The 20179-nt window shown below is 72.5% G+C and carries 15 protein-coding genes; 4 read left to right on the top strand and 11 right to left on the bottom strand.

What is annotated here, in order from left to right:
- Nucleotides 1-136: 136 nt before the first annotated feature.
- The 7 genes from ABD207_RS21600 to ABD207_RS21570 all read right to left on the bottom strand — a co-directional run bounded on the left by ABD207_RS21600 (nt 137) and on the right by ABD207_RS21570 (nt 11831).
- The gene (locus ABD207_RS21600; protein ID WP_344014744.1) at nt 137-964 is read right to left on the bottom strand and encodes a S1 family peptidase; all 828 of its coding nucleotides are present in this window, start codon (nt 962-964) and stop codon (nt 137-139) included.
- 193 nt (nt 965-1157) lie between these two features.
- Nucleotides 1158-2693, bottom strand: a complete 1536-nt coding sequence (locus ABD207_RS21595; RefSeq protein ID WP_344014743.1) for an RNA polymerase sigma factor — start codon at nt 2691-2693, stop codon at nt 1158-1160.
- Between the two features lie 629 nt (nt 2694-3322).
- Nucleotides 3323-4210, bottom strand: coding sequence for a FadR/GntR family transcriptional regulator (locus ABD207_RS21590; RefSeq protein WP_344014742.1), 888 nt, complete (start codon nt 4208-4210; stop codon nt 3323-3325).
- Nucleotides 4211-4373: 163 nt separating this feature from the next.
- Nucleotides 4374-6464, bottom strand: a complete 2091-nt coding sequence (locus tag ABD207_RS21585; protein ID WP_344014741.1) for an ABC transporter ATP-binding protein — start codon at nt 6462-6464, stop codon at nt 4374-4376.
- A gap of 177 nt (nt 6465-6641) precedes the next feature.
- The gene (locus tag ABD207_RS21580) at nt 6642-7400 is read right to left on the bottom strand and encodes an NUDIX hydrolase (protein ID WP_344014740.1); all 759 of its coding nucleotides are present in this window, start codon (nt 7398-7400) and stop codon (nt 6642-6644) included.
- Between the two features lie 130 nt (nt 7401-7530).
- A complete protein-coding gene (locus ABD207_RS21575) occupies nt 7531-9744 on the bottom strand; it encodes a glycogen debranching N-terminal domain-containing protein (protein ID WP_344014739.1) in 2214 nt (737 codons plus the stop codon).
- 362 nt (nt 9745-10106) lie between these two features.
- Complete coding sequence (locus ABD207_RS21570) at nt 10107-11831, bottom strand: DUF4192 domain-containing protein (RefSeq protein ID WP_344014738.1); 1725 nt, start codon at nt 11829-11831, stop codon at nt 10107-10109.
- A 138-nt stretch (nt 11832-11969) separates the two neighbouring features.
- Between ABD207_RS21570 and ABD207_RS21565 the strand changes: the two genes are divergently transcribed.
- Both ABD207_RS21565 and ABD207_RS21560 read left to right on the top strand, forming a co-directional pair.
- Entirely contained in the window at nt 11970-14141 is a 2172-nt protein-coding gene (locus ABD207_RS21565) for a RecQ family ATP-dependent DNA helicase (RefSeq protein ID WP_344014736.1), read from the top strand.
- A 315-nt stretch (nt 14142-14456) separates the two neighbouring features.
- Nucleotides 14457-15071: a hypothetical protein gene (locus tag ABD207_RS21560; protein ID WP_344014735.1), complete on the top strand. Its 615-nt coding sequence runs from the start codon at nt 14457-14459 to the stop codon at nt 15069-15071.
- 335 nt (nt 15072-15406) lie between these two features.
- On the opposite strand, the gene ABD207_RS21555 is transcribed toward ABD207_RS21560, so the two are convergent.
- The 3 genes from ABD207_RS21555 to ABD207_RS21545 form a co-directional block, all read right to left on the bottom strand.
- Nucleotides 15407-16048 carry a hypothetical protein gene (locus ABD207_RS21555; RefSeq protein WP_344014734.1) on the bottom strand — a complete coding sequence of 214 codons (642 nt, stop codon included), beginning with the start codon at nt 16046-16048 and terminating at the stop codon, nt 15407-15409.
- A gap of 68 nt (nt 16049-16116) precedes the next feature.
- Nucleotides 16117-16818, bottom strand: coding sequence for a ribonuclease HII (locus ABD207_RS21550; RefSeq protein ID WP_344014732.1), 702 nt, complete (start codon nt 16816-16818; stop codon nt 16117-16119).
- A gap of 90 nt (nt 16819-16908) precedes the next feature.
- The gene (locus ABD207_RS21545) at nt 16909-17523 is read right to left on the bottom strand and encodes a TetR/AcrR family transcriptional regulator (protein WP_344014731.1); all 615 of its coding nucleotides are present in this window, start codon (nt 17521-17523) and stop codon (nt 16909-16911) included.
- A gap of 412 nt (nt 17524-17935) precedes the next feature.
- Between ABD207_RS21545 and ABD207_RS21540 the strand changes: the two genes are divergently transcribed.
- On the top strand, nt 17936-18133 hold the full coding sequence (locus ABD207_RS21540; protein WP_344014730.1) for a hypothetical protein: 198 nt from the start codon (nt 17936-17938) through the stop codon (nt 18131-18133).
- 3 nt (nt 18134-18136) lie between these two features.
- Here the strand turns inward: ABD207_RS21540 and ABD207_RS21535 are convergent, their stop codons facing one another.
- Complete coding sequence (locus ABD207_RS21535) at nt 18137-18385, bottom strand: ATP-binding protein (RefSeq protein ID WP_344014729.1); 249 nt, start codon at nt 18383-18385, stop codon at nt 18137-18139.
- A 214-nt stretch (nt 18386-18599) separates the two neighbouring features.
- On the opposite strand from ABD207_RS21535, the gene ABD207_RS21530 reads away from it, so the two are divergent.
- Nucleotides 18600-20126 (top strand): MFS transporter, encoded by a 1527-nt coding sequence (locus tag ABD207_RS21530; protein WP_344014794.1) that lies wholly within the window; start codon nt 18600-18602, stop codon nt 20124-20126.
- Nucleotides 20127-20179 lie beyond the last annotated feature (53 nt).

The raw sequence follows: 20179 nt of genomic DNA, 5'->3' as shown, positions 1-20179 counted from the left end.
GTCATGCGCTCGTCCCCCTGACGCCCTCGAGGCGGTCGCCGTACGCCTTCAGGGCTGCGGAGCCCTCTGAGGGCCCTTTGTGAGTGTGCCGGCGTTCCTCGCCGCGCGTCGGCGCCCTGCCCCGCTGCTGTGGGCCTCACCCCCAGCCGAGCGTCCGCAGGACGTCGGAGATGCGGGTGTAGACGCCCGGGCTGCCGGCCCAGCCGCAGCCGCTCCCCCAGGACACCAGCCCTATCAGCCGCCCCTGCGCCACCAGCGGCCCCCCGCTGTCCCCCTGACAGGCGTCCCGGCCGCCCTTCTCCTCACCGGCGCAGAGCATCGTCCCGGCGTGGTAGCTGCCGCTGACCCCGCCCGGGTACGCCTTCTCGCACAGGGCGTCCGGCAGAACGTGCACCCGTGCCGCGTGCAGGCTGCCCGCATAGCTGCCGCCGCCCGTGGTGTCCCCCCATCCGTAGACCGTCGCGGGCGTGTACGCCCGGTACGCCGGGTCGCCCCCGCGGGCCATCCCTATGACGGATCCGGAGGGAAGCTTCTCGGCCAGGGTGAGCACCGCGAAGTCACCCGAGTTGCCGACCCCGTCGTAGCCGGGATTCACCCACACCGAGCTCACGGGTATCTCCCGGCCCTTGTCCGACAGCAGCTCGCTGCGCCCGGCTATGACCCTGAGGTCCCGGATCTGCGTGGGCTTCGCGCCGAGGACGCTCTCGTCCATGCAGTGGGCCGCGGTGAGCACGGTGCTCGGGCCGACCGCCACTCCCCCGCAGAACTGGCCTGCGCGCGTACCTCCGAACAGGTCACGGCTGGACAGCGCGACCGTCCACGGGCTCTGAGAGACGTCGACCGGGAACCCCCCGACGACGATGCTGTCGGCGACCGCCGGAGAGGCCGAGGCCAGCGGCGTCGTGGCCGCGGCGGCTGCGAGTACCAAGGGCCGGACCAGGGCCCGGGCAAGACGACGTCGCATGCACACTCCTCACACTGGGGTGGTCATTGGACACCCAGCGTGATCCACTGTGCCCGGCCCCGCACCCGCGCGAGGGCACGACGAAGGCCCGGCAGCCCCGCCTGAACGGGGTGCCGGGCCTTGAGTCGTTGCGAGCGACCGGTGACCGGTCGCCGGCCGGTCGGGGCAGTCGCGGTCGGTGACGGGCCGGTGACTAGTCGAGGTAGTCGCGCAGCACCTGCGAGCGCGAGGGGTGGCGCAGCTTCGACATCGTCTTCGACTCGATCTGGCGGATGCGCTCACGCGTCACGCCGTACACCTTGCCGATCTCGTCGAGGGTCTTCGGCTGACCGTCGGTGAGACCGAAGCGCATGGAGACAACGCCCGCCTCGCGCTCGGACAGGGTGTCGAGCACCGAGTGCAGCTGCTCCTGCAGCAGCGTGAAGCTCACCGCGTCGGCCGGGACGACGGCCTCGGAGTCCTCGATGAGGTCACCGAACTCGCTGTCGCCGTCCTCGCCCAGCGGGGTGTGCAGGGAGATCGGCTCGCGGCCGTACTTCTGGACCTCGATGACCTTCTCCGGGGTCATGTCGAGCTCCTTGGCCAGCTCCTCCGGGGTGGGCTCGCGGCCCAGGTCCTGGAGCATCTGGCGCTGCACACGGGCGAGCTTGTTGATGACCTCGACCATGTGCACCGGGATACGGATGGTGCGGGCCTGGTCGGCCATCGCGCGGGTGATCGCCTGACGGATCCACCAGGTGGCGTACGTGGAGAACTTGTAGCCCTTGGTGTAGTCGAACTTCTCGACCGCGCGGATCAGACCGAGGTTGCCCTCCTGGATCAGATCCAGGAAGAGCATGCCGCGGCCGGTGTAGCGCTTGGCCAGGGAGACCACAAGACGGAGGTTGGCCTCCAGCAGGTGGTTCTTGGCGCGCCGGCCGTCCTCGGCGATGATCTCGAGCTCGCGCTTGAGCTTCGGCGCCAGCTTGTCGGAGTTGGCCAGCTTGTCCTCGGCGAACAGACCCGCCTCGATGCGCTTGGCCAGCTCCACCTCCTGCTCGGCGTTGAGCAGGGGGACCTTGCCGATCTGCTTGAGGTAGTCCTTGACCGGGTCGGCGGTGGCACCGGCGGCGGCGACCTGCTGGGCGGGCGCGTCGTCCTCGTCCTCGTCGGAGAGCACGAAGCCGGCGGTCTCGGCGCTCTCGGGCTCCTCGGCGACCTTGGTGTCCTCGAGGACCTCGTCGTCGACCAGCTCGACGTCGTCCTTCTTCGCCGCGGTCTTCTTGGCAGCCGTCTTCTTGGCCGCGGTCTTCTTGGTGGCCGCCTTCTTGGCGGTGGTCTTCTTGGCAGCCGTCTTCTTGGCGGGTGCCTTCTCCTCGGCGGCCGGCTCGGCGGCGGACTCCGCTGCGGGCGTGGCGGTGGCGGTGGCCTTGCGGGTGGACGACGCCTTCGCCGCTACCGTCTTCTTGGTGGCGGTGCGCTTGGCCGGACTCTTCGCTGCGACGCTCTTTCGGGTCCGCTTGGGCTCTGCGGCACTGACCATCAGCGTCACACCCTCTTCCTCGAGGATCTGGTTGAGGCTGCGCAGTACGTTCTTCCACTGAGTGGCCGGAATCTGGTCAGCTTCGAAGGCCCGACGCACGTCATCGCCGGCGATCTGCCCCTCAGCCTTTCCCCGCTCAATGAGCGCCATGACAGAGACGGACTCGGCGATCTCCGGCGGGAGCGTACGGGATGTGCTGGCCGACACGAACAACCTCTCGGAACGTTGGAAAACGGCTTCCGGCTCTGCCCACCGTGGGCAGGAGCCGACCGCCGGCTTGGGGATGGGCCGACGGCGCGGGCGGGCGCCGGGGAGAAGCACAGCGCCATGAACGGCGTCCGTATTCCCTCCGCGGCTGTCACCTCTTAGGTCATCGCGTTCCTTCCAGGAGCGTTACGCCCATTCCGCGTGGCCCGAGTCACATCCCATAAGTGCCCATAACTTGTCATAAGGGGACAATTACGGCCACTGGTGGTCGAGGCCGTCACGCCGCTGCGGGCGGGTGCGGTCCCGGAGCGGCCCGGCCGGCCGTCGTCCCCGCGACGCTCGGCGCCCCGGTGCGCGGCGGTTTCCGGCCCCCGGGGTCGTCCCGCGCCTGCCCGGCTCATCCCTCGGTCACTTCACATCCAACCCCTACCCGCTGCCGGACACCCGACCCCTGTCCGCTGCGGGACACCCCGAGCCCATCCGCTTGTCCGCTGCGGGCTCCCCCTCACTGCCGGACCCCGCCGGATCGCCGAGGATCCCGCGGGGTCCGACAGGGGGACGGCCCGGCGACCGGGCGTTGCCACAGGAGGGGGATGGCAACGCCCGGCGGGGCCGCAGGCGGAACGCCGTCAGTGCTCGCGCGGAGCGGGCACCACGCGTTCCACGTCGGGGTGGACCGTGAGGAGCTGGCGCATGGCCGCCTCGGCCGCCGCGCCGTCGCCGCTCGCGAGGGCGTCCACGATCCGGCCGTGGTGCGCCACCGAGGTCTCGTTCGGCCGCTCACAGCCGGTGACCGGACCGCCTGAGACCTGCAGCGCGGCGGAGACGATGCCGGACAGGTGCTCGAGCATGCGGTTGCCGGCGACCTGGATCAGCAGGGAGTGGAACTCGGAGTCGGCGCGCGCGAAGGTGAGCCCGTCGCTCTGGGCGATGGCGTGGCTCATGATGTCGACCATGGCGGACAGCCGCTGCTGCACGTCCTCGCGCCCGTGTCCGGCGGCCACGCGGGCGGCCAGGGGCTCGATCGTCCAGCGCAGCTCGCTCAGCTCACGGCGCTGGTCGTCGCGCTGCGGCCCGAAGGCCCGCCACTCGATGATGTCCGGGTCCAGCAGGTTCCAGTCGCTGACGGGGCGCACCCGCGTGCCGACATTGGGGCGGGCGCTGACCAGGCCCTTGGCCTCCAGGACGCGGAGCGACTCGCGGACGACGGTGCGGGAGACCTCGAAGCGCTGGCCGATCTCCTCGGGCACCAGGGGGCGGTCGGCGCCCAGGTCGCCCGAGACGATCATCTGTCCCAGCTGCTGGACGAGTTGGCCGTGCAGTCCGCGGCCGCGGCTGCCCGCGGCCCGCCGGCTCACCCGGCCCAGATCCGGGTCCGCGCCGTCCCAGACGGGTGCCCCGCCGCGGTCGACGGCGGGCGCCTCCTCAAAGGGGTAGCGGTCGAGTTCGCCCGGGCTCGCGAGGCCGGAGTCTGCGGAGCGGGCGGCGGTCATCATGGTGTGCGCAAGGGTACTCACGCATCCTTTGTCGGCGCCGGTTCCAACTCCCTTGAGGGCTTTGGTGAAAAGCACACGAAAGGGTGATCGCTCACGCCGTCGCAATTGACGCCTTATCGGAAAGAAATGGGCTTTCCCCGGGAAGTTGTGCGCACGGGCGAACCGATATCGGCATGGACGTTCGTCATCGGACCCTGCTGCGCAGATTTGTGAGCAGATATGCGCACAGCAGCGCGGCCACCGACAACGCCATTGCCCCACCCACGGGTTGAGCGACCAGCCGCAGAACACCCTCGAGGTAGCGCTCCCCGCCGAAGGGCCACCCGAGCGGGAACAGCTCCCGCACCCGTGCCGGGAACCCGGCCGCCGCGCGCACCGACGACCCCCGTGACATCCACTGCACGAGGGGAACCACGAGCAGCGGCACGGCGAGCACCGCGGCCAGCCCCGCCGTGGTGGACCGGAAGACCCCCGCGGCCAGCACCCCGGCCCAGGCGCAGCCGGTCACCAGCCCGAGCCAGCTGGCACCGAGCGCGAGCCAGTCGTCCGGCACCTCGACGAGCTCGCCCCCGTAGACGAGATAGAGCACCTCGGCGTCGCAGCCGACGGTCAGCACGGCGAGCAGCAGGGCGATCAGGGAAGCCACCAGGAGCTTGGCGGTCAGCAGCCCTAGCCGCCGGGGCACGGTGCCGCGGTCGGCCGCCAGGGCGGGGTGACGGAACTCGTCACCGAAGGCCAGCGCGCCGAGCAGCCCCGCCCCGAGCGCCGCGGGCGGCAACGGCAGCTGCCGCGGCCAGGCGGCCAGCAGCCGCGGCTGCGGAGTGTGCCCGAGCCGCGCCGAGAGCACGGCGGTGAGCACGGAGGCGATCAGGACCGCGGCCCCGATGCCGAATCCGGTGCCGATGCCGGTCGCCCGCCGGATCTCGTACCGCAGCGGCCGCAGCGGGCTGGGCGCGGGGCGGACGGTGATGGGGGGCGGGAGCTCGGAGAGCGCGGTCGGGGCGGGGGCGAGGGCTGGGGATGAATCGGGGGCGCCGGGGGCGCCGGGGGCGTCTTCGTCTTGGAGTGGGGTGCTGCTGGAGCTTGTCGCTGGGGGCGGCGGGGCGGCGGCGCGCGCAGGAGGTTCGGCGGGGGCCTCGGCAGGTGTGGCGAGTGCGGGGGTGGCGAGTGCGGGGGTGGCGAGTGCGGGGGCGAGGACTTCGGTTTCGAGGGCGCGGGCAACCGGGCCGGAGGCGTCGGCATCCGTTTCGGAGGTGGTGGCGGTGGCAGCGGCGTAAACGGGGGTCGCGGTGGGGGCGTCGACGGGGGCAGTGGTGGTGGCGACCGCACCGGCGGCTTCCTCGGTCACGGCATGGACGGCCGGTGAGGCGGACGTCTCGGGTGGTGCGGCCGTGGCGCCCGGGCCCATGTCTCCGACCTCGTCAGCGAGTTGATGCACCACGATGCCGTGCCGGAACGCCGTCTCGCCGACGGCGGCGCAGCTGCTGCCGTAGACGGAGAGACGGTTGCCGCCCTCCTGTACGACCTCGACCGAACGCCGCGCGGCCCGGGCCTCCTTGGTGAGCAGGGCCGAGAGGCGGGCGGCGTGGGGGCTGCGCACCGCGACGCGGGGACGGAGCCGCGTGCGCGCGAAGTCCGCGGTCGCCTGGTCGGCGACCACCCTCCCCTGCTCCAGGGTGATCACCCGGTCCGAGATCCGCGCCGCCTCCTTGGGGTCGGCCGTGGTGCACAGAACCGTGCCGCCCTGCTCCGCGTACGTCCGCACGACGCCGTACAGCGAGCGGTTCTCGCGGACGGAGAGCCCGTGCGCGAAATCGTCGAGGACCAGCGTGTGCGGGTCCGCCAGCAGTGCGCAGGCCAGGCCGAGCCGGCGGTTGAGGCCGCGGGAGAGGGTGCCGAGCCGTTCGTCGCGCAGGCTCACCAGGCCCATCGTCTCCAGCACATCGTCGGCCCGGCGGGCGGGCAGCCCCGCGGCGGCGCACAGCATGCGCAGATGACCCCGCACGGTGCGGGCCGGGTGCCCCGGCACATCACCGAGCAGTACGCCGACCTCTCGAGCGGGGTGGTCGATGCGGTGCAGCGGGCGGCCTCTGAAGTAGGTGATGCCACGGCCGGGTTGCAGCTCGAGCATGAGTCGCAGCGCCGTCGTCTTGCCGGCGCCCGGTGCTCCGAGCAGCACGGTCACACGCCCCGCGGGCGCCTCGAAGGAGACGTCGTCGACTGCGGGCGGCAGCTCTTTGCGGGGGTTGCTGGTCAGTCCGATGGCCTGGATCATCCGAAGCAAGATAGCGCGCCAAATCGGATTTTCCGGGAATCACCGGGCCTGCCGGGGCCGGCCTCGGAGTGCGCCCTGTCTGCCGGTGCGCGTGCCTTCGGGGCGGGACGGGTGTGGGTGTGGCGTACGTGCACGTCCGCAGAGGCGAAGCGGCCCTGACCGCTCAGAGCGGTGCCGTCACACCTCGGGGCGCAGCATCGGCGGGTTGAGCAGGGTCGCTCCGCCGGCCCGGAAGAGCTGGGCGGGGCGGCCGCCCTGCCGGGTGGTCGTACCGCCGGTGGGCACGAGGAACCCAGGTGTCCCGGTCACCTTCCGATGGAAGTTGCGCGGGTCGAGGGCCACTCCCCAGACCGCCTCGTAGACCCGGCGCAGCTCGCCCACGGTGAACTCGGGCGGGCAGAAGGCGGTCGCCAGGGACGAGTACTCGATCTTGGAACGGGCGCGCTCCACACCGTCGGCCAGGATCTGGGCGTGGTCGAAGGCCAGCGGCGCGACCGGCTCGCCGTCCCGGCCGTACCCGCCCTGCTGCAGCAGCTCTTCGACCGGCGCCCAGCGCGCGTTGCTGGCGTCGCCCCCGGCGCGCGGCGCGGGCAGGTCCGGGGCGAGCACCAGATGCGCGACGCTGACCACACGCATCCGCGGGTCCCGCTTGGGGTCGCCGTAGGTGGCGAGCTGCTCGAGATGTGCCCCGTGGTCCTGAGTGGGGACGGCCGGGTCGTGGACCCGCAGCCCGGTCTCCTCGGCCAGCTCACGTGCCGCCGCCTGGGCCAGGTCCTCGTCGGCCCTCACGAAGCCGCCCGGCAGCGCCCAGCGCCCCTGGAACGGCGGCTCACCCCTGCGCACCGCCAGCGCACACAGGGAGTGACGGCGCACGGTCAGCACGACCAGGTCCACGGTGACGGCGAAGGGCGGAAAGGCTGACGGGTCGTAGGGCATGTCGCGATCATAGTCGTCTGCCTGACGATAAACACTCCCTTCGCCGGTCGCTTCCCTGGCTGATCCACATCGGTCCGCCGTGACCCGGCCGGCGGTGGCCCGGAGCCGCTCGATCATGGCCCTGGCCAGGTCACGCTCCCAGTTGGAGTCCCTCCGCTGCCTCCTCGACCATGGCCATCCCGAGCCGGCTGACGCGTACGGAGAAGGGTGCGCCGGCCACCCGCAGTCCGGTGAGGACGATCTCGCCCAGTGGAGCGCTGGGCATCGGGCGGAGGGTGACCGTCCTGGCCGGGGCGTCCGGGCGGAGTCCCGCGAGCGTGGTGAGCAGCAGGAGGCCCGCGGCGGCGGCCGTCGCGGCGGGGCGGCAGGCGGCCGGGTGCGGGAGCGGAGCGCTGTCCTGCGTGCGCCGCCGACCGGCGTACATCTCGGGCAGCCGGTGTCCGAACGCCTCCGCCGCTCCGAGCACCCCTCGCAGCAGCGAGGCCGCCTCGCGTTCGTGGCCGGTGGCGGCGAGCCCGGCGACGGCGAGTGCGGTCTCGTGGACGCGCACGGCACCGGCGCGGTGGCCGAAGGGGTTGTGGCCCGGCTCCTTCGCGGCCAGTCCGCGCAGCCCCCACCCCGTGTCCATCGCGGGACTACCGAGGAGCCGGGCCAGGTGCTCGGTCTGCTGCTTGTCGCAGAGGCCCGGGGCGAGTTCGCCGCCCCCCAGCAGGCCGGTGTCGAGGAGGTGCACGGCCCAGCCGCCCAGGTGCGGCACGAGGGTGCCGTCGGGATTGCGCGCCGCCGCAGGTCGTCCGCCGCCCGGGTCGTCGACCCGGAAGTCCTCGCGGAACGCCTGCCGGAGTGCGCCCGCCCACTGCCGGAGTGCGTCCGCGCCCGGTCTGCCGCAGGCGTCGAGGAGGTCGGCTCCGAGGACCGCGGCGCGATGGGCGTGGGCCTGCGTCTCGCTGCGGAGGGGGCCGTCCGGGCGTGGGTCGGGCACGTAGACGCCGTCACCCACCGTGTTCCGCAGCCAGGCCAGGCAGCGTTCGGCGGCGGGCAGCAGCTCCTGTGTCTCGCGCTCGGGCAGACCCCAGCGGCGGGCCTCGGCCAGCAGCACGGGGAACAGCAGGGTGGCCTCCGCGCCGGTGCAACTGGGTGGGAGATACGGCCCGGCGTCGCGGCGGGGGCCGGGGATCATGCCGGACTGGTGACCGGGGCCGGTGATCTGGGTGCGGGCGAGGGAGCGCAGCGTGCCCGCGGCGAGGCCGGTGCCGAGCGGGAGCGCCATGCGCGCCGCGGCGAGTGCGTCCGCCGGTGCCGGCCCGCACCGCCAGGGCGCACCGGCCGCCGCACAGACGTCCGTGGGTCGCACCGGGTCCCGCAGCAGCAGCGCCCGGAGGTCCTCGATGCTCGTCCGCAGCAGGGCTGGGACCCGTGGGTCGTCCCCCGCTGCCCGGGCCGGCGCCAACGGGCTGTTGGCAGCGTGGCTCACGGCGCGCAGGGGCGCCTCCCCCTGCATCCGCACCCGCAATTCGATGCCCGCGCTGCCGCCGGGCGGCACCTCGAGTTCCCAGCGCAGCAGTCCGGCCGAGGCGAACGCGTCGGAGGGAGGGGGATCGGCCGTGACCGCGGCGGCTGCCCGGCCGCCGGTCCAGCGCAGACCGGAGTCGTGGACCCCGGCGGGCAGCTCCGGTCCCGCGCGCCCCGCCGCGATTGCTCCGAGGTCGGCGAGGTCGGTGCCGAGGGCCACCTCGACGGGCAGGCGCAGCGGGCGCGCTGCCGCGCTGTGCAGGGTGATCCGTTCCGTGCCGTCCGCCGAGCGGACGCGTTCGACGAGGAGGTCGGGGTCCGGGCTCGCGTGCGGGGTGGTGCGCAGGGTTCCCGTGAAGCGGGCGCGGTCGGCGGCGATCATCCCTGCCTGCAGCGCGAGCGGTTCTCTGCCGCCGATGCGGAGCTGACAGCGCGAGAGCAGACGCCGCCCGGCCCGGTAGAAGCCCTCCAGTCCGCGACCGGTCAGCTGACCGTCCTCCGCCGAGATGGCGAGCCCGGGCAGTGCGACGCAGGTCAGGACCTTGTGCGCGGGCGGCAGTTCGCCGACGGGGCGGGCAGCACCCGGGCCACCGTGGATGGGCGCACCCGGCGGGCGGGACTCCGGTCGGCGAGGCGTGGCGCCGGTTGCCGGTGCGCCGGTGGGCGGCGGGGCGGCTGCCCGGTCCGTCGGGCTGGTTGACGGTGACGAGGAGCCGAGGGTGTCGGCCGTGCCGGGCCGTGAACCGGCAGGGGTCCTGGTCTGAGCGGCGTGGCCGGCCTCGAAGGAGCGGTCGTCGTCGGCCAAGGGCCGGGGCGGACTCGGCTGGTGCATGGGACGGCTTTCTGTGTGCTCCGGTCGCCCTGACCGCACGCGCCGTCGAAGGGCTCCGAGCGAACAGGGGCTGCACGGCATCGCGCCTCGTGCAGGCGTTCTGCCACTCAGGCGAACGGCCACGGCACGCCCCAGGTCACGCCCGCGGCCGGGTGACCGCCACACCACCCCGCCGGCCGCTCCGCGGCCCCCCGGGAAGCTCGCCGTCCGTTTCAGCCACCCCGCCCAGGCCCGTTGCCGGCGGCGACCCTGCGAACACCAGCCTCGACGCTGCCCTTCGCTCGCCGCCCCGGATGCCCCGACCGGCTCGGCCCGCAGCCGTGCCCGGACCACTGTGCCCAGCCCTGGGCTCTGCTCGCTCCTCACTCACGTCCCCCGTCCCGGTTCTCCGCACCGCCCTGGCGCGTGCCTTCTTTCCTGCTCCGGATGCCCCGCACACTCTCCGGGCGCCTGCTGCGTTCCGCCCCGCCACCAGGACGCGTACGGTCCGCCGACGCCGAGCCGCGCTGACGCGGAATCCGCGCTCCCGGACCCACCCCTTCCCTGCGCCCCGCCTTCCTCCGCGATCGACTCGTCGAACGGCTGTCTGTGGCGGTGGGGCTATCGCTGCGGGGGCGACGATGCGCGGAGGTCTGCTGCGGGACACGGGCGGGCGGATCGGTCTGCGACCGCTCACGGTTCAGGCGCTCCGCGCGGAGGCACCGGCGGACGGACTCCGGGTCGAGGCCCTCGTTGCAGGCCTGGTGCAGCAGGCGGGCGAACAGGTATTCGGGATCGGCGCCCAGGGCCATGGCGAGGGCTTCCCTGGCTTCGAGTTCGTCACCGGTGGACCAGGCGACCCAGCCGGCCAGGGTGAGCGGTGCCGCCGCGTGCTCGGCGTAGGGGCCGACGCAGCGCCGCGCAAGCGCCCGCCACAGTCGGAGGGCGTGCCCCGCGCTCTCCCCCTCCATCCATTCGGCCGCGCGATCGCGGGTCGTGCGGTCCTGCAGTCCGAGGATCAGCGTCGCGGCCTCGTCATGGGTGATCAGCTCGTCGTCCCGCAGATCCGCGTCGAGGGGGCTGGTCACGAGCGGGGCCTCGGCGAATCGGCCCATGATCCGCTCGGCCAGCCGCAGCGTCTCCTCGGCGACCTCGCGGCGCCCCTCGGGGTCGAGAATCCTGGGGATCAGCGTCAGTCCTGCCGTGTCCAGGGCGACTTCCTGCTCCTGGGCGGCGGGCTTGTCCCAGGGGAGCAGCCTGGCGCGCAGCTCGCGGAGCGTTCCGCGCACCTGGAGTCCGGCGTAGGCCGCCGCGGCGGCCAGCACCGATGTACCGGGCAGGCCCATGGGCGTGCCCTCCGCCGGGCAGCAGACCTGGTTGTCGCAGCAGTAGGACCAGAAGCGGCCGTCGGAGATGCACAGGGCCTCCACCACCGGCACGTCGAGCCCTCCGCACTCCAGGCGCAGGGCCTGGGCGAGCGGCCGGAGCCGGTCCTTGACCCGCCGGCCGGATTCGCCCGCGGTGGGCTCCTGGCAGAGGAAGGCGACGATCTGCTCGGGGCGGTATCCCCGGCGTTCGCTGCCGGTGATCAGTCCGTGGGCCAGCTGCCTTGCCGCGGCCGGCCAGTCGTCCGCGTTGGCCGGGATGCCGAGCCGCGCCCGGCCGCCGAACCGGCCGCGCCCGTCCTTGTCGTGCAGGGCCACCAGGACGATGCTGTCCTCCGGCCGGTACCCGAGCAGATAGGGCAGGGCGTCGGCGAGCTCCGCCGGCGTGCGCAGGGTGACCTGCTGCTCCTCACCGTGGCCGACATAGGCGGTGCAGGCGGGCCCGTCGACGAGGGGGACGGGATCGCCGGCCGAACCCCCGCGGTCGTCCGCGCGCTCGCCCGGTGCGTCTCCGTGCGAGCACCGCCCAGCGGTATCGCGGTCGGCGGTGGCTCCGTCGTTCCCGGCGATGTCGTTGCCGTGGCTGCTCCCACCGTTGGCCCCGTTGTCGTCGCCGTCGCTGCTCCCCCCGTTCGCCCCGAGGTCCTCGTTCCTCACGATGCCGGCGTTCGTCACGCTGTCGCCGCTTTTGGAGCTTCCGGTCGTTTCGCTGTGCTTCGTCATGCGAGAACGATCTCGCGGAATGCAATCTTCCGGTTCTGCCTGTGGACAACTCCCGCCAGGAACACGTCACAACACCTCTGACCTGCCCCTTCGCTCCCACATCCCCGGCTGTCACTGCCGTCCTGTTGTATGGAGCGCATGGAGCGCACCAGCAACACGGATCTCCGGGCAGCCGCCGATGCCGTCCTCGCCCGTCTCGTCGGGGACACCTCGGGCGAGGCACGGCTGCGTGAGGACCAGTGGCGGGCCATCGAGGCACTGGTCGCGAACAGGCGCCGGGCCCTGGTCGTCCAGCGCACCGGCTGGGGCAAGTCCGCGGTCTACTTCGTGGCCACGTCCCTGCTGCGCGCGCAGGGCAGCGGTCCCACCGTGATCGTCTCCCCGTTGCTGGCGCTGATGCGCAACCAGGTGGAGGCCGCGGCCAGAGCCGGGATCCACGCCCGGACGATCAACTCCTCCAACATCGAGGAGTGGGACGCCGTCAAGGGCGAGATCACCGCCGGTCACGTGGACGTCCTGCTGGTGAGCCCCGAGCGGCTGAACAACCCCGAGTTCCGCGACGAGGTGCTGCCCGAACTGGCCGCCACGACCGGCCTGCTCGTGGTGGACGAGGCCCACTGCATCTCCGACTGGGGTCACGACTTCCGCCCGGACTACCGCCGGCTGCGCACCATGCTCGGTGACCTCCCGCCCGGCGTGCCCGTGCTGGCCACCACCGCCACCGCCAACGCGCGGGTGACCGCGGACGTCGCCGAGCAACTCGGCACCGGCGGCAGCTCGGACGCCCTGGTACTGCGGGGCCCGCTCGACCGCGAGAGCCTCAGCCTGGGCGTGCTGCGCCTGCCGGACGCCGCCCACCGGATGGCCTGGCTCGCCGATCACCTGGACGAACTGCCGGGCTCGGGCATCATCTACACCCTCACCGTGGCCGCCGCCGAGGAAGTGACGGCGTTTCTGCGGCAGCGCGGCCACACCGTGGCCTCCTACACCGGCAAGACGGAGAACGCGGACCGGCAGCAGGCCGAGGAGGATCTGCTCGCCAACAAGGTGAAGGCCCTGGTGGCCACCTCCGCGCTCGGCATGGGCTTCGACAAACCCGACCTCGGCTTCGTGGTCCACCTCGGCTCACCGTCCTCCCCCATCGCCTACTACCAGCAGGTCGGCCGTGCCGGGCGCGGCGTCCGTCACGCCGAGGTCCTGCTGCTCCCGGGCAAGGAGGACGAGGCGATCTGGGAGTACTTCGCCTCTCTCGCCTTCCCCTCCGAGGAGCTGGTGCGCCGCACGCTCGACATCCTCGCGGGCGCGGACCGGCCCCTGTCGCTTCCCGCCCTCGAGCCCCTGGTCGAACTGCGCCGTTCCCGGCTGGAGACGATGCTGAAGGTCCTGGACGTGGACGGGGCGGTGCGCCGGGTCAAGGGCGGCTGGATCGCCACGGGGCAGCCGTGGACGTACGACGCCGAGCGGTATGCGTGGGTGGCCCGCCAGCGCAAGGCCGAGCAGCAGGCGATGCGCGAGTACGCGGAGACCGCCGGCTGCCGGATGGAGTTCCTGCAGCGGCAGTTGGACGACGAGACGGCCAAGCCCTGCGGCCGCTGCGACAACTGCGCCGGCCCCCGGCACACCGCCGAGACGTCCGCGGGCACGCTGGCCGCCGCCCGCGACGACCTCGGCAGGGCGGGTGTCGAGGTGGAGCCCCGGCGCATGTGGCCCACCGGCCTCCCGGCGATCGGCATGGACCTCAAGGGCCGCATCCCCGCAGCCGAACAGGCGGCGCAGGGGCGGGCCCTGGGCCGGCTGTCGGACATCGGCTGGGGCAACCGGCTGCGCCCCATGCTCGCCGCCCAGGCACCGGACGGGCCGGTCCCCGACGACGTGGCCCGCGCCGTGGTGGGCGTGCTGGCCGACTGGGCCAAGGGTCCCGGCGGCTGGGCCTCCGGAGAACCGGATGCCCCGCCCCGGCCGGTCGGCGTGGTCACCGTCGCCTCGCACACCCGGCCCCAGCTGATCCATTCGCTCGGCGCGCGCATCGCGGAGGTCGGACGTCTGCCACTGCTGGGCACCGTGGAGTACACGGATGACGCGCGCCCGCACCAGGCCTCCCGCAGCAACAGCGCGCAGCGTCTGAAGGCCCTCGACGGAGCGCTGACCGTGCCGCCCGCACTCGCGGCGACGCTCGCAGACGCGCCGGGCCCTGTTCTTCTCGTGGACGATTACACGGAGACGGGCTGGACCCTCGCGGTGGCGACGCGGCTGCTCAGGCGGGCCGGTGCCGCGGGCGTCCTGCCGCTGGTGCTGGCCGTGCAGGGCTGAGGGTGTGCCGCCCGGCGGGAAGATGCCGGAACTCTCCGCGCACGGCTCTGGACGCCGCGCGTCCATGTGCCGTACGAACGTGTCGTGCTCGAACGCCTCGTGCGTGACCCGGTCATTCCCCTTCCGGGGATATAAGGCGCTCAACGCCACATAGCGGTCTGCCGCCTCAATTGCTCGTTGCCGCATCCAAGTTCGACAGGAAGAATTGAAGGCAGCACCCGCACGGCTCGTCTGCCGCTCCGGTAGGGCTCAGTTGCGTGCGCGCTCCCCCGAATCCAACCCGCCCGCAGTGTGGGCGTAGCCGAAGGGAGGACCGTGACCTTCGGATTCGCTCCGTCCTCGGCGGCTTCCTTGTCGACGCCCGCCGCTTCCGCCACTCGTGTGCTCGAACCCGCGGAGTGGGCCGCCGCGGGAATTCCCCTGCTGCGCAACCCGCGTGAGGTGGTCAGCGGACTGCACGCCCGGCACCGTCCCTCGCCGGCGACCGCGGTCGTCGCCGTGCTCGATCCGGACGAGCGTCTGCGGGCGAGCGCCTCGTTCACCCGGCGACCCGCACCGGCGGACGGCTGGATGTTCCGCAACGCGCTGCTCGCCCAGTTGCGCCGTGTGATCCCGCACGATCTGCGCCGCCGCACCCCCGTGCGCACCGCGGTCCTGATGTACTGCCGTGACGGGGACGCGCGGTGGACGGAGGAGGACGGCGCGTGGATGTGGGGGCTGCGGGACGCCTGCACGCTGCACGGACTGCGCTGCGGGGCGTACATCACGCTCACCCGTGACGGCTGGCAGGTGCTGGGCGAGGGCCGCGGCGGACGCCGCCCCAGCGCCGACTCGGCACCGGAGCCGTTCGCCACGTCGGAGGCCCCGCCCCGAATACCGCGCGCCGGTGGCGCGGCATCAGAGGTCCTCCGCCGCGCAGCGGCCCGCTGAACAGTGCGCCGGGCTGACTGCTGAGCAGGACGCCAGGCCCGCCCGCTGAACAGTGCGCCGGGCTGACTGCTGAGCAGGACGCCAGGCCCGCCCGCTGAGCAGTGCGCCGGGCTGACTGCTGAGCAGGACGCCAGGCCCGCCCGCTGAGCAGTTCACCGCCCCTGGTGGCTTCCCCTGCCGTTCCCGTGCGTGCGAGGCGGCTCGTACCGTCCGCCCGCCCGGCCCCGCCGCTCACCGCCCGTGCACCGGGAACGTAAGCCGCCGAACTGCCCCTGACCCGAGCACAGCCCCCTGCGGGCGGCCCTTCCGCCCGCCGTGGGCGGAAGGCGGTCCGCTCAGACGCCCGCGCCCAGCACCGAGTTGATGCGCTTCGGGTCGCCGCAGACGATCAGCAGGGAGCCGGCCTTGGAGTGCGCGAGGGACAGGGCGGAGGCGGCAGCGGCCTCCGTGCCGCCGTTGACGGCGACCACGACGACCGGCCGCTCGGCGGCGCGGTCGGCGACGGCGGCGTCCGCGTAGAAGACGTCGTCGCCCGCGTCGTGCTGACCCCAGTAGGAGTCCTCTCCGAAGGACAGCTCGTGGGCGGCCCACGGGTGCTGCTCGCCGGTGGTGATGACCAGCACGTCACCGGGGGCGCGGCCCGAGTCCAGGAGCAGGTCCACGGCTTCCTCGGCGGCGTCGAGCGCCCCCTGGGCCGAAGCCGGGATCAGCTGGATCTGCGGCGTGGCCGCCGCGGCGGCCGGAGCCTTCGGACCGGGCTTCGGGCCGGGCTTGGGAGCGGCGGCGGCGTCACGCGGAGACCGTTGGGCGGGCGGCGTGGGCCTCAGAGGGCCGGGACGTCCGCCGGGACGCGACGGAGCCGCAGGGCGGGGACCGGGTACGGGGCGGGGGGTCGGCGCGGTGCGGCCGCTGGCCGGTGTGGCGCGGGGACCCTGGGCACTCTCGTGAATCTGAGGCTCCTCGGGAATGAGAGGCATGAGCTGATTTTTATCAAACGTTGGTACGGCTGGCACCGCCGGGTGGCACTTGCGTGCGAGCGGAACCGTCAGAAATCGAAGCCGAGCTGACCCTCGATCTCCGGAACGCTTCCGTTCGCCACGGTGCGGACCTTCTTGAGGTGCCGCCACTGGGGCAGCGCATCAAGATACGCCCAGGACAACCGGTGGTGCGGGGTGGGTCCCCGAACCTCCAGCGCGGCCCGGTGCACGGGCGACGGATACCCGGCGTTGTCCGCGAAACCGAAGTCTGCATGGTCGACGCCCAGTTCGGCCATCATTTTGTCGCGCTGGACCTTGGCGATCACCGAAGCCGCCGCGACGGCCACGCACGACTGGTCGCCCTTGATGACCGTACGGACCCGCCAGGGAGCGCCCAGGTAGTCGTGCTTGCCGTCGAGTATCACGGCGTCCGGACGGACCGGCAGTCCCTCGAGGGCCCGGACCGCCGCCAGCCGCAGCGCGGCCGTCATACCGAGGTCGTCGATCTCCTGGGGGGAGGCGTGGCCCAGGGCGTATGCCGTCACCCACGACCGCAGCGTCTCTGCGAGTTCGGTGCGCCGCTTGATCGGCAGGAGCTTGGAGTCGGTGAGTCCCTCGGGGGGCCGGCGCAGTCCGGTGATCGCCGCGCAGACAGTGACCGGCCCGGCCCACGCACCGCGGCCCACCTCGTCGATGCCTGCAATGATCTTCGCCCCGGTCGTGGCGCGCAGTGAGCGCTCGACGGTGTGAGTGGGTGGTTCGTACGGCATGGCGTGCTTAGCGTACGCCGCGGGGAACGGCGGACGACAGGCCGGTTCCCGGTGTGACATCACGACCTCCGCAACACCGGTTCAGAACCTCTACGGCCGCAGCAGCGGCATCATCAACTGGTCGATCATCCCCTCGATATCGGCGTCCGGCCATTCGCTCCCGCACACCTTCGAGCGGTACATCATCATCGCCGGGACGGCGTCGAAGACGTAGCCGTTCGCCGCGTCGGGCCGTACCTCTCCTCGCTCGATCCCCCGCTCGATCGCGTCGCGCAGCAGCCCGATGACCGGTTCCACCAGCCCCTTGAAGATCACCCCGTGGAAGCGTTCGGCCTGCGCGGCGTCACATTCGTGAATCACCGCCCGCAGGGCCGCTCCGGGCGGCGAGTACATCGCGTCCCGCGCCCGCCGGCAGAGCTCCAGCAACTCCTCGCGCACGCTGCCCAGGTCCGGAGCCGCGGCGAGCTGCGGCAGCCCGGCCCGCAGGGCGTCGGCGACCAGGTCCTCCTTGGAGGGCCAGCGGCGGTAGACGGCGGCCTTGCCGGTCTGCGCGGCGGAGGCGACGCCCTCCATCGTCAGGCCGTTCCAGCCGACCGTGCTGAGCTGTTCCAGAGCGGCGTCGAGGATCGCGCGTTCCAGCACGGCACCGCGGCGACGGGAGGGGGCCGTCTGAGCGTGGGCGGTCGCCCAGCTCGAAGTAACCATCTGACTCTCTCCAACGAGCAGATCAAGCGGGTTTTGCGGGGATCGGGGACGGCCCGTCCGGTACCTGAGGGGGACGTACCGGGCGGACACTCGGTGAACGCCTGCGTTTACTGTCCGGTACTTCGACCGCCGGCGCAACAGTGAACGCCGACGTTCACTGGCTGGATCGGGTCATGGTGACACCCCCTCCGCCGGTTCGCGACCAGGAGGGCGGTGGGCGCGCCGGGACGGTGGTGCCGACGTCGCCCCACCGCCATCCTCCGCGCCGCCACCGGGGCGGGACAACCCCGGCGGTGTCCGCCCGGCCGGCTGCCACCGACTCCACCCTTGTCTCCATCTCCGGGCCCAGGGGCGGCCGTCTCAGTGCCGTTCCACTGCAAGCGCGTCGATATCCCCATGAAGAGGAACCAATATGGCCATCTCTGTCATCGTCCTGCTGTTACTCGGAGTCATCATCTTCTTCATCTGGCGGGGCGGCACCCTGAAGCTCAGCCATGCCGTCCTCTGCGTGCTGCTGGGGCTCTTGCTCAGCCAGATGGGCAACGTCGGACCATGGCTGCTGGACGGCACGACGTCACTGGCCGGTCTGCCGGCCAAGATCGAGTTCTGACTCTCAGGCGGGCACCTCGGCCGAGACCACCCAGGATCTGCCCCCGTCCTTCCTGGTCGCGGTGAGTGTGCCGCCGACCAGTGCGATCCGCTCCCGCATCCCCGTCAGCCCGTAGCCGGGCACGTGGTCCGCGTCCGGCAGAGTGTGGCGCGGGGTGGTGTTCTCCACCCTGAGGTGTACGGCGTCGGCACCGAAGTCCAGCGTGATCTCCACCCGCTCCCCCGCCGCGTGCTTGGCCGCGTTGTGTGACACATGTGAAGGCGCGCCGCCCCCACCCGAGTTGGGGGACTCATCGCCGCAACCGCGCCGAAGACGCTCCCGCCCGAGCGACCTCGCCCCCCACCGCAGAGAACGCTTGTGTTCACTAAGGGCCACTCGCTATGGTCCCCTTTAGTGAACACATGCGTTCACTACTTCATGTCTGGGGGACCAGTCCGTGACGCACGACCAGATCAAGACAGAGCCCGTGCCCACGTCGCCGGGCCGGGCCGCACGCTCCTCACATTCCGGCATCGCCCTCACGGTCATCGCCGCCTGCCAGCTGATGGTGGTGCTCGATGCCACGATCGTGAACATCGCTCTGCCCCACATCCAGTCCGCTCTGGACTTCTCCACGACCAATCTGACGTGGGTGGTCAGCGCCTACACCCTGACCTTCGGCGGCCTGCTGCTGCTCGGCGGGCGGGCCGGGGACATCCTCGGGCGCCGCAAGGTCTTCATGACCGGCATCGTGCTGTTCACCGTCGCCTCGCTGCTCGGCGGACTCGCCCAGGAACCGTGGCACCTGCTGGCCGCACGAGTCCTGCAGGGCATGGGCGGCGCCATCGCGTCACCCACCGCCCTCGCGCTCATCACCACCACGTTCCGCGAAGGCCCCGAACGCAACCGGGCGTTCGGCATCTTCGCGGCCGTCTCGGCGGGCGGCGGCGCCATCGGACTCCTCGCCGGCGGCATGCTCACCGAGTGGCTCGACTGGCGATGGGTGCTCTTCGTCAACGTGCCGATCGGTGTCCTGATCGCCGTGCTCACCCCGCTGTACATCGACGAGTCCGAGCGGCACACCGGCCGCTTCGACGTCGCGGGCGCGGTGACCTCGACGGCCGGTATGGCGTCGCTCGTCTACGGCTTCATCCGGGCGGCCGACGAGGGCTGGCGGGACAACCTGACCATCGGCTCCTTCGCCGCGGCTGCGGTGCTGCTGGCGGCATTCGCCCTCATCGAGAGCCGCGCCAGGGAACCGATCACGCCGCTGCGGATGTTCGCCGACCGCAACCGGTCCGGCACGTATGTGATCATGCTGAGCCTGGCCGCGGCGATGTTCGGCATGTTCTTCTACATCGTTCTCTTCGTGCAGAACGTGCTCGGCTACAGCCCGATCGAAGCGGGTCTGGCCTTCCTGCCCGTGACAGTCGTCATCGCGCTCGGCGCGGGGCTGTCGCAGCGCTTCCTGCCGGTGTTCGGCCCCAAGCCGTTCATGCTGGTCGGCACGACGCTCGCGGCGCTGGGCCTCGCCTGGCAGAGCCTGGTCAGCTCCGACAGCTCCTATGCCGGCGGTGTCCTCGGCCCGATGCTGATCTTCGGCTTCGGCATGGGCCTGAACTTCGTGACGCTGACGCTCACCGCCGTCTCCGGTGTGGCGCAGCACGAGGCCGGTGCCGCCTCCGGGCTGCTCAACGCGACCCAGCAGGTCGGCGGCTCGGTGGGGCTGGCCCTGCTGACCACGGTGTTCGGCACGGCCAGCAGGGACGAGGCGGAGAAGCAGATGCCGAGCTTCCTGGCCGAGGCGACGCCGCAGCAGCAGGCCGAGTTCGCCCAGACGCATCAGCTGCCCGCCCCCTGGGGCCACGAAGTGCTGGCCCAGGGCATCTCGACGGCGTTCATCCCCGCCGCCGCCATGGCCGTCCTGGCGCTGGTCACCGCGGGGCTGGTGATCAGGGTCCGCAAGAGCGACCTGGAGGCGCTCTCCGGCACGGCCGGCCCCGGTATGGGCTGAGCCGGGAGGCCGGCGGGCCCGGCCCGGCGGCACTCCGGCCCCGCTCGCGGGGG

Origin of the sequence: Streptomyces thermospinosisporus, assembly GCF_039526425.1 — a bacterium.
In the GTDB taxonomy this organism is placed as follows: Bacteria; Actinomycetota; Actinomycetes; order Streptomycetales; family Streptomycetaceae; genus Streptomyces; species Streptomyces thermocarboxydovorans.
The sequence above is the reverse complement of the archived record's forward strand: the minus strand, read 5'-3'. Positions and strand labels throughout refer to the sequence as shown.

Excerpts from the sequence above, each read along its gene's own strand:
- ABD207_RS21575 (WP_344014739.1), bottom strand. The coding sequence starts at position 9,744 with ATGCACCAGCCGAGTCCGCCCCGGCCCTTGGCCGACGACGACCGCTCC.
- ABD207_RS21555 (WP_344014734.1), bottom strand. The coding sequence starts at position 16,048 with ATGCCTCTCATTCCCGAGGAGCCTCAGATTCACGAGAGTGCCCAGGGT.
- ABD207_RS21585 (WP_344014741.1), bottom strand. The coding sequence starts at position 6,464 with ATGATCCAGGCCATCGGACTGACCAGCAACCCCCGCAAAGAGCTGCCG.
- ABD207_RS21550 (WP_344014732.1), bottom strand. The coding sequence starts at position 16,818 with ATGCCGTACGAACCACCCACTCACACCGTCGAGCGCTCACTGCGCGCC.
- ABD207_RS21540 (WP_344014730.1), top strand. The coding sequence starts at position 17,936 with ATGGCCATCTCTGTCATCGTCCTGCTGTTACTCGGAGTCATCATCTTC.
- ABD207_RS21545 (WP_344014731.1), bottom strand. The coding sequence starts at position 17,523 with ATGGTTACTTCGAGCTGGGCGACCGCCCACGCTCAGACGGCCCCCTCC.
- ABD207_RS21570 (WP_344014738.1), bottom strand. The coding sequence starts at position 11,831 with ATGACGAAGCACAGCGAAACGACCGGAAGCTCCAAAAGCGGCGACAGC.
- ABD207_RS21600 (WP_344014744.1), bottom strand. The coding sequence starts at position 964 with ATGCGACGTCGTCTTGCCCGGGCCCTGGTCCGGCCCTTGGTACTCGCA.
- ABD207_RS21580 (WP_344014740.1), bottom strand. The coding sequence starts at position 7,400 with ATGCCCTACGACCCGTCAGCCTTTCCGCCCTTCGCCGTCACCGTGGAC.
- ABD207_RS21565 (WP_344014736.1), top strand. The coding sequence starts at position 11,970 with ATGGAGCGCACCAGCAACACGGATCTCCGGGCAGCCGCCGATGCCGTC.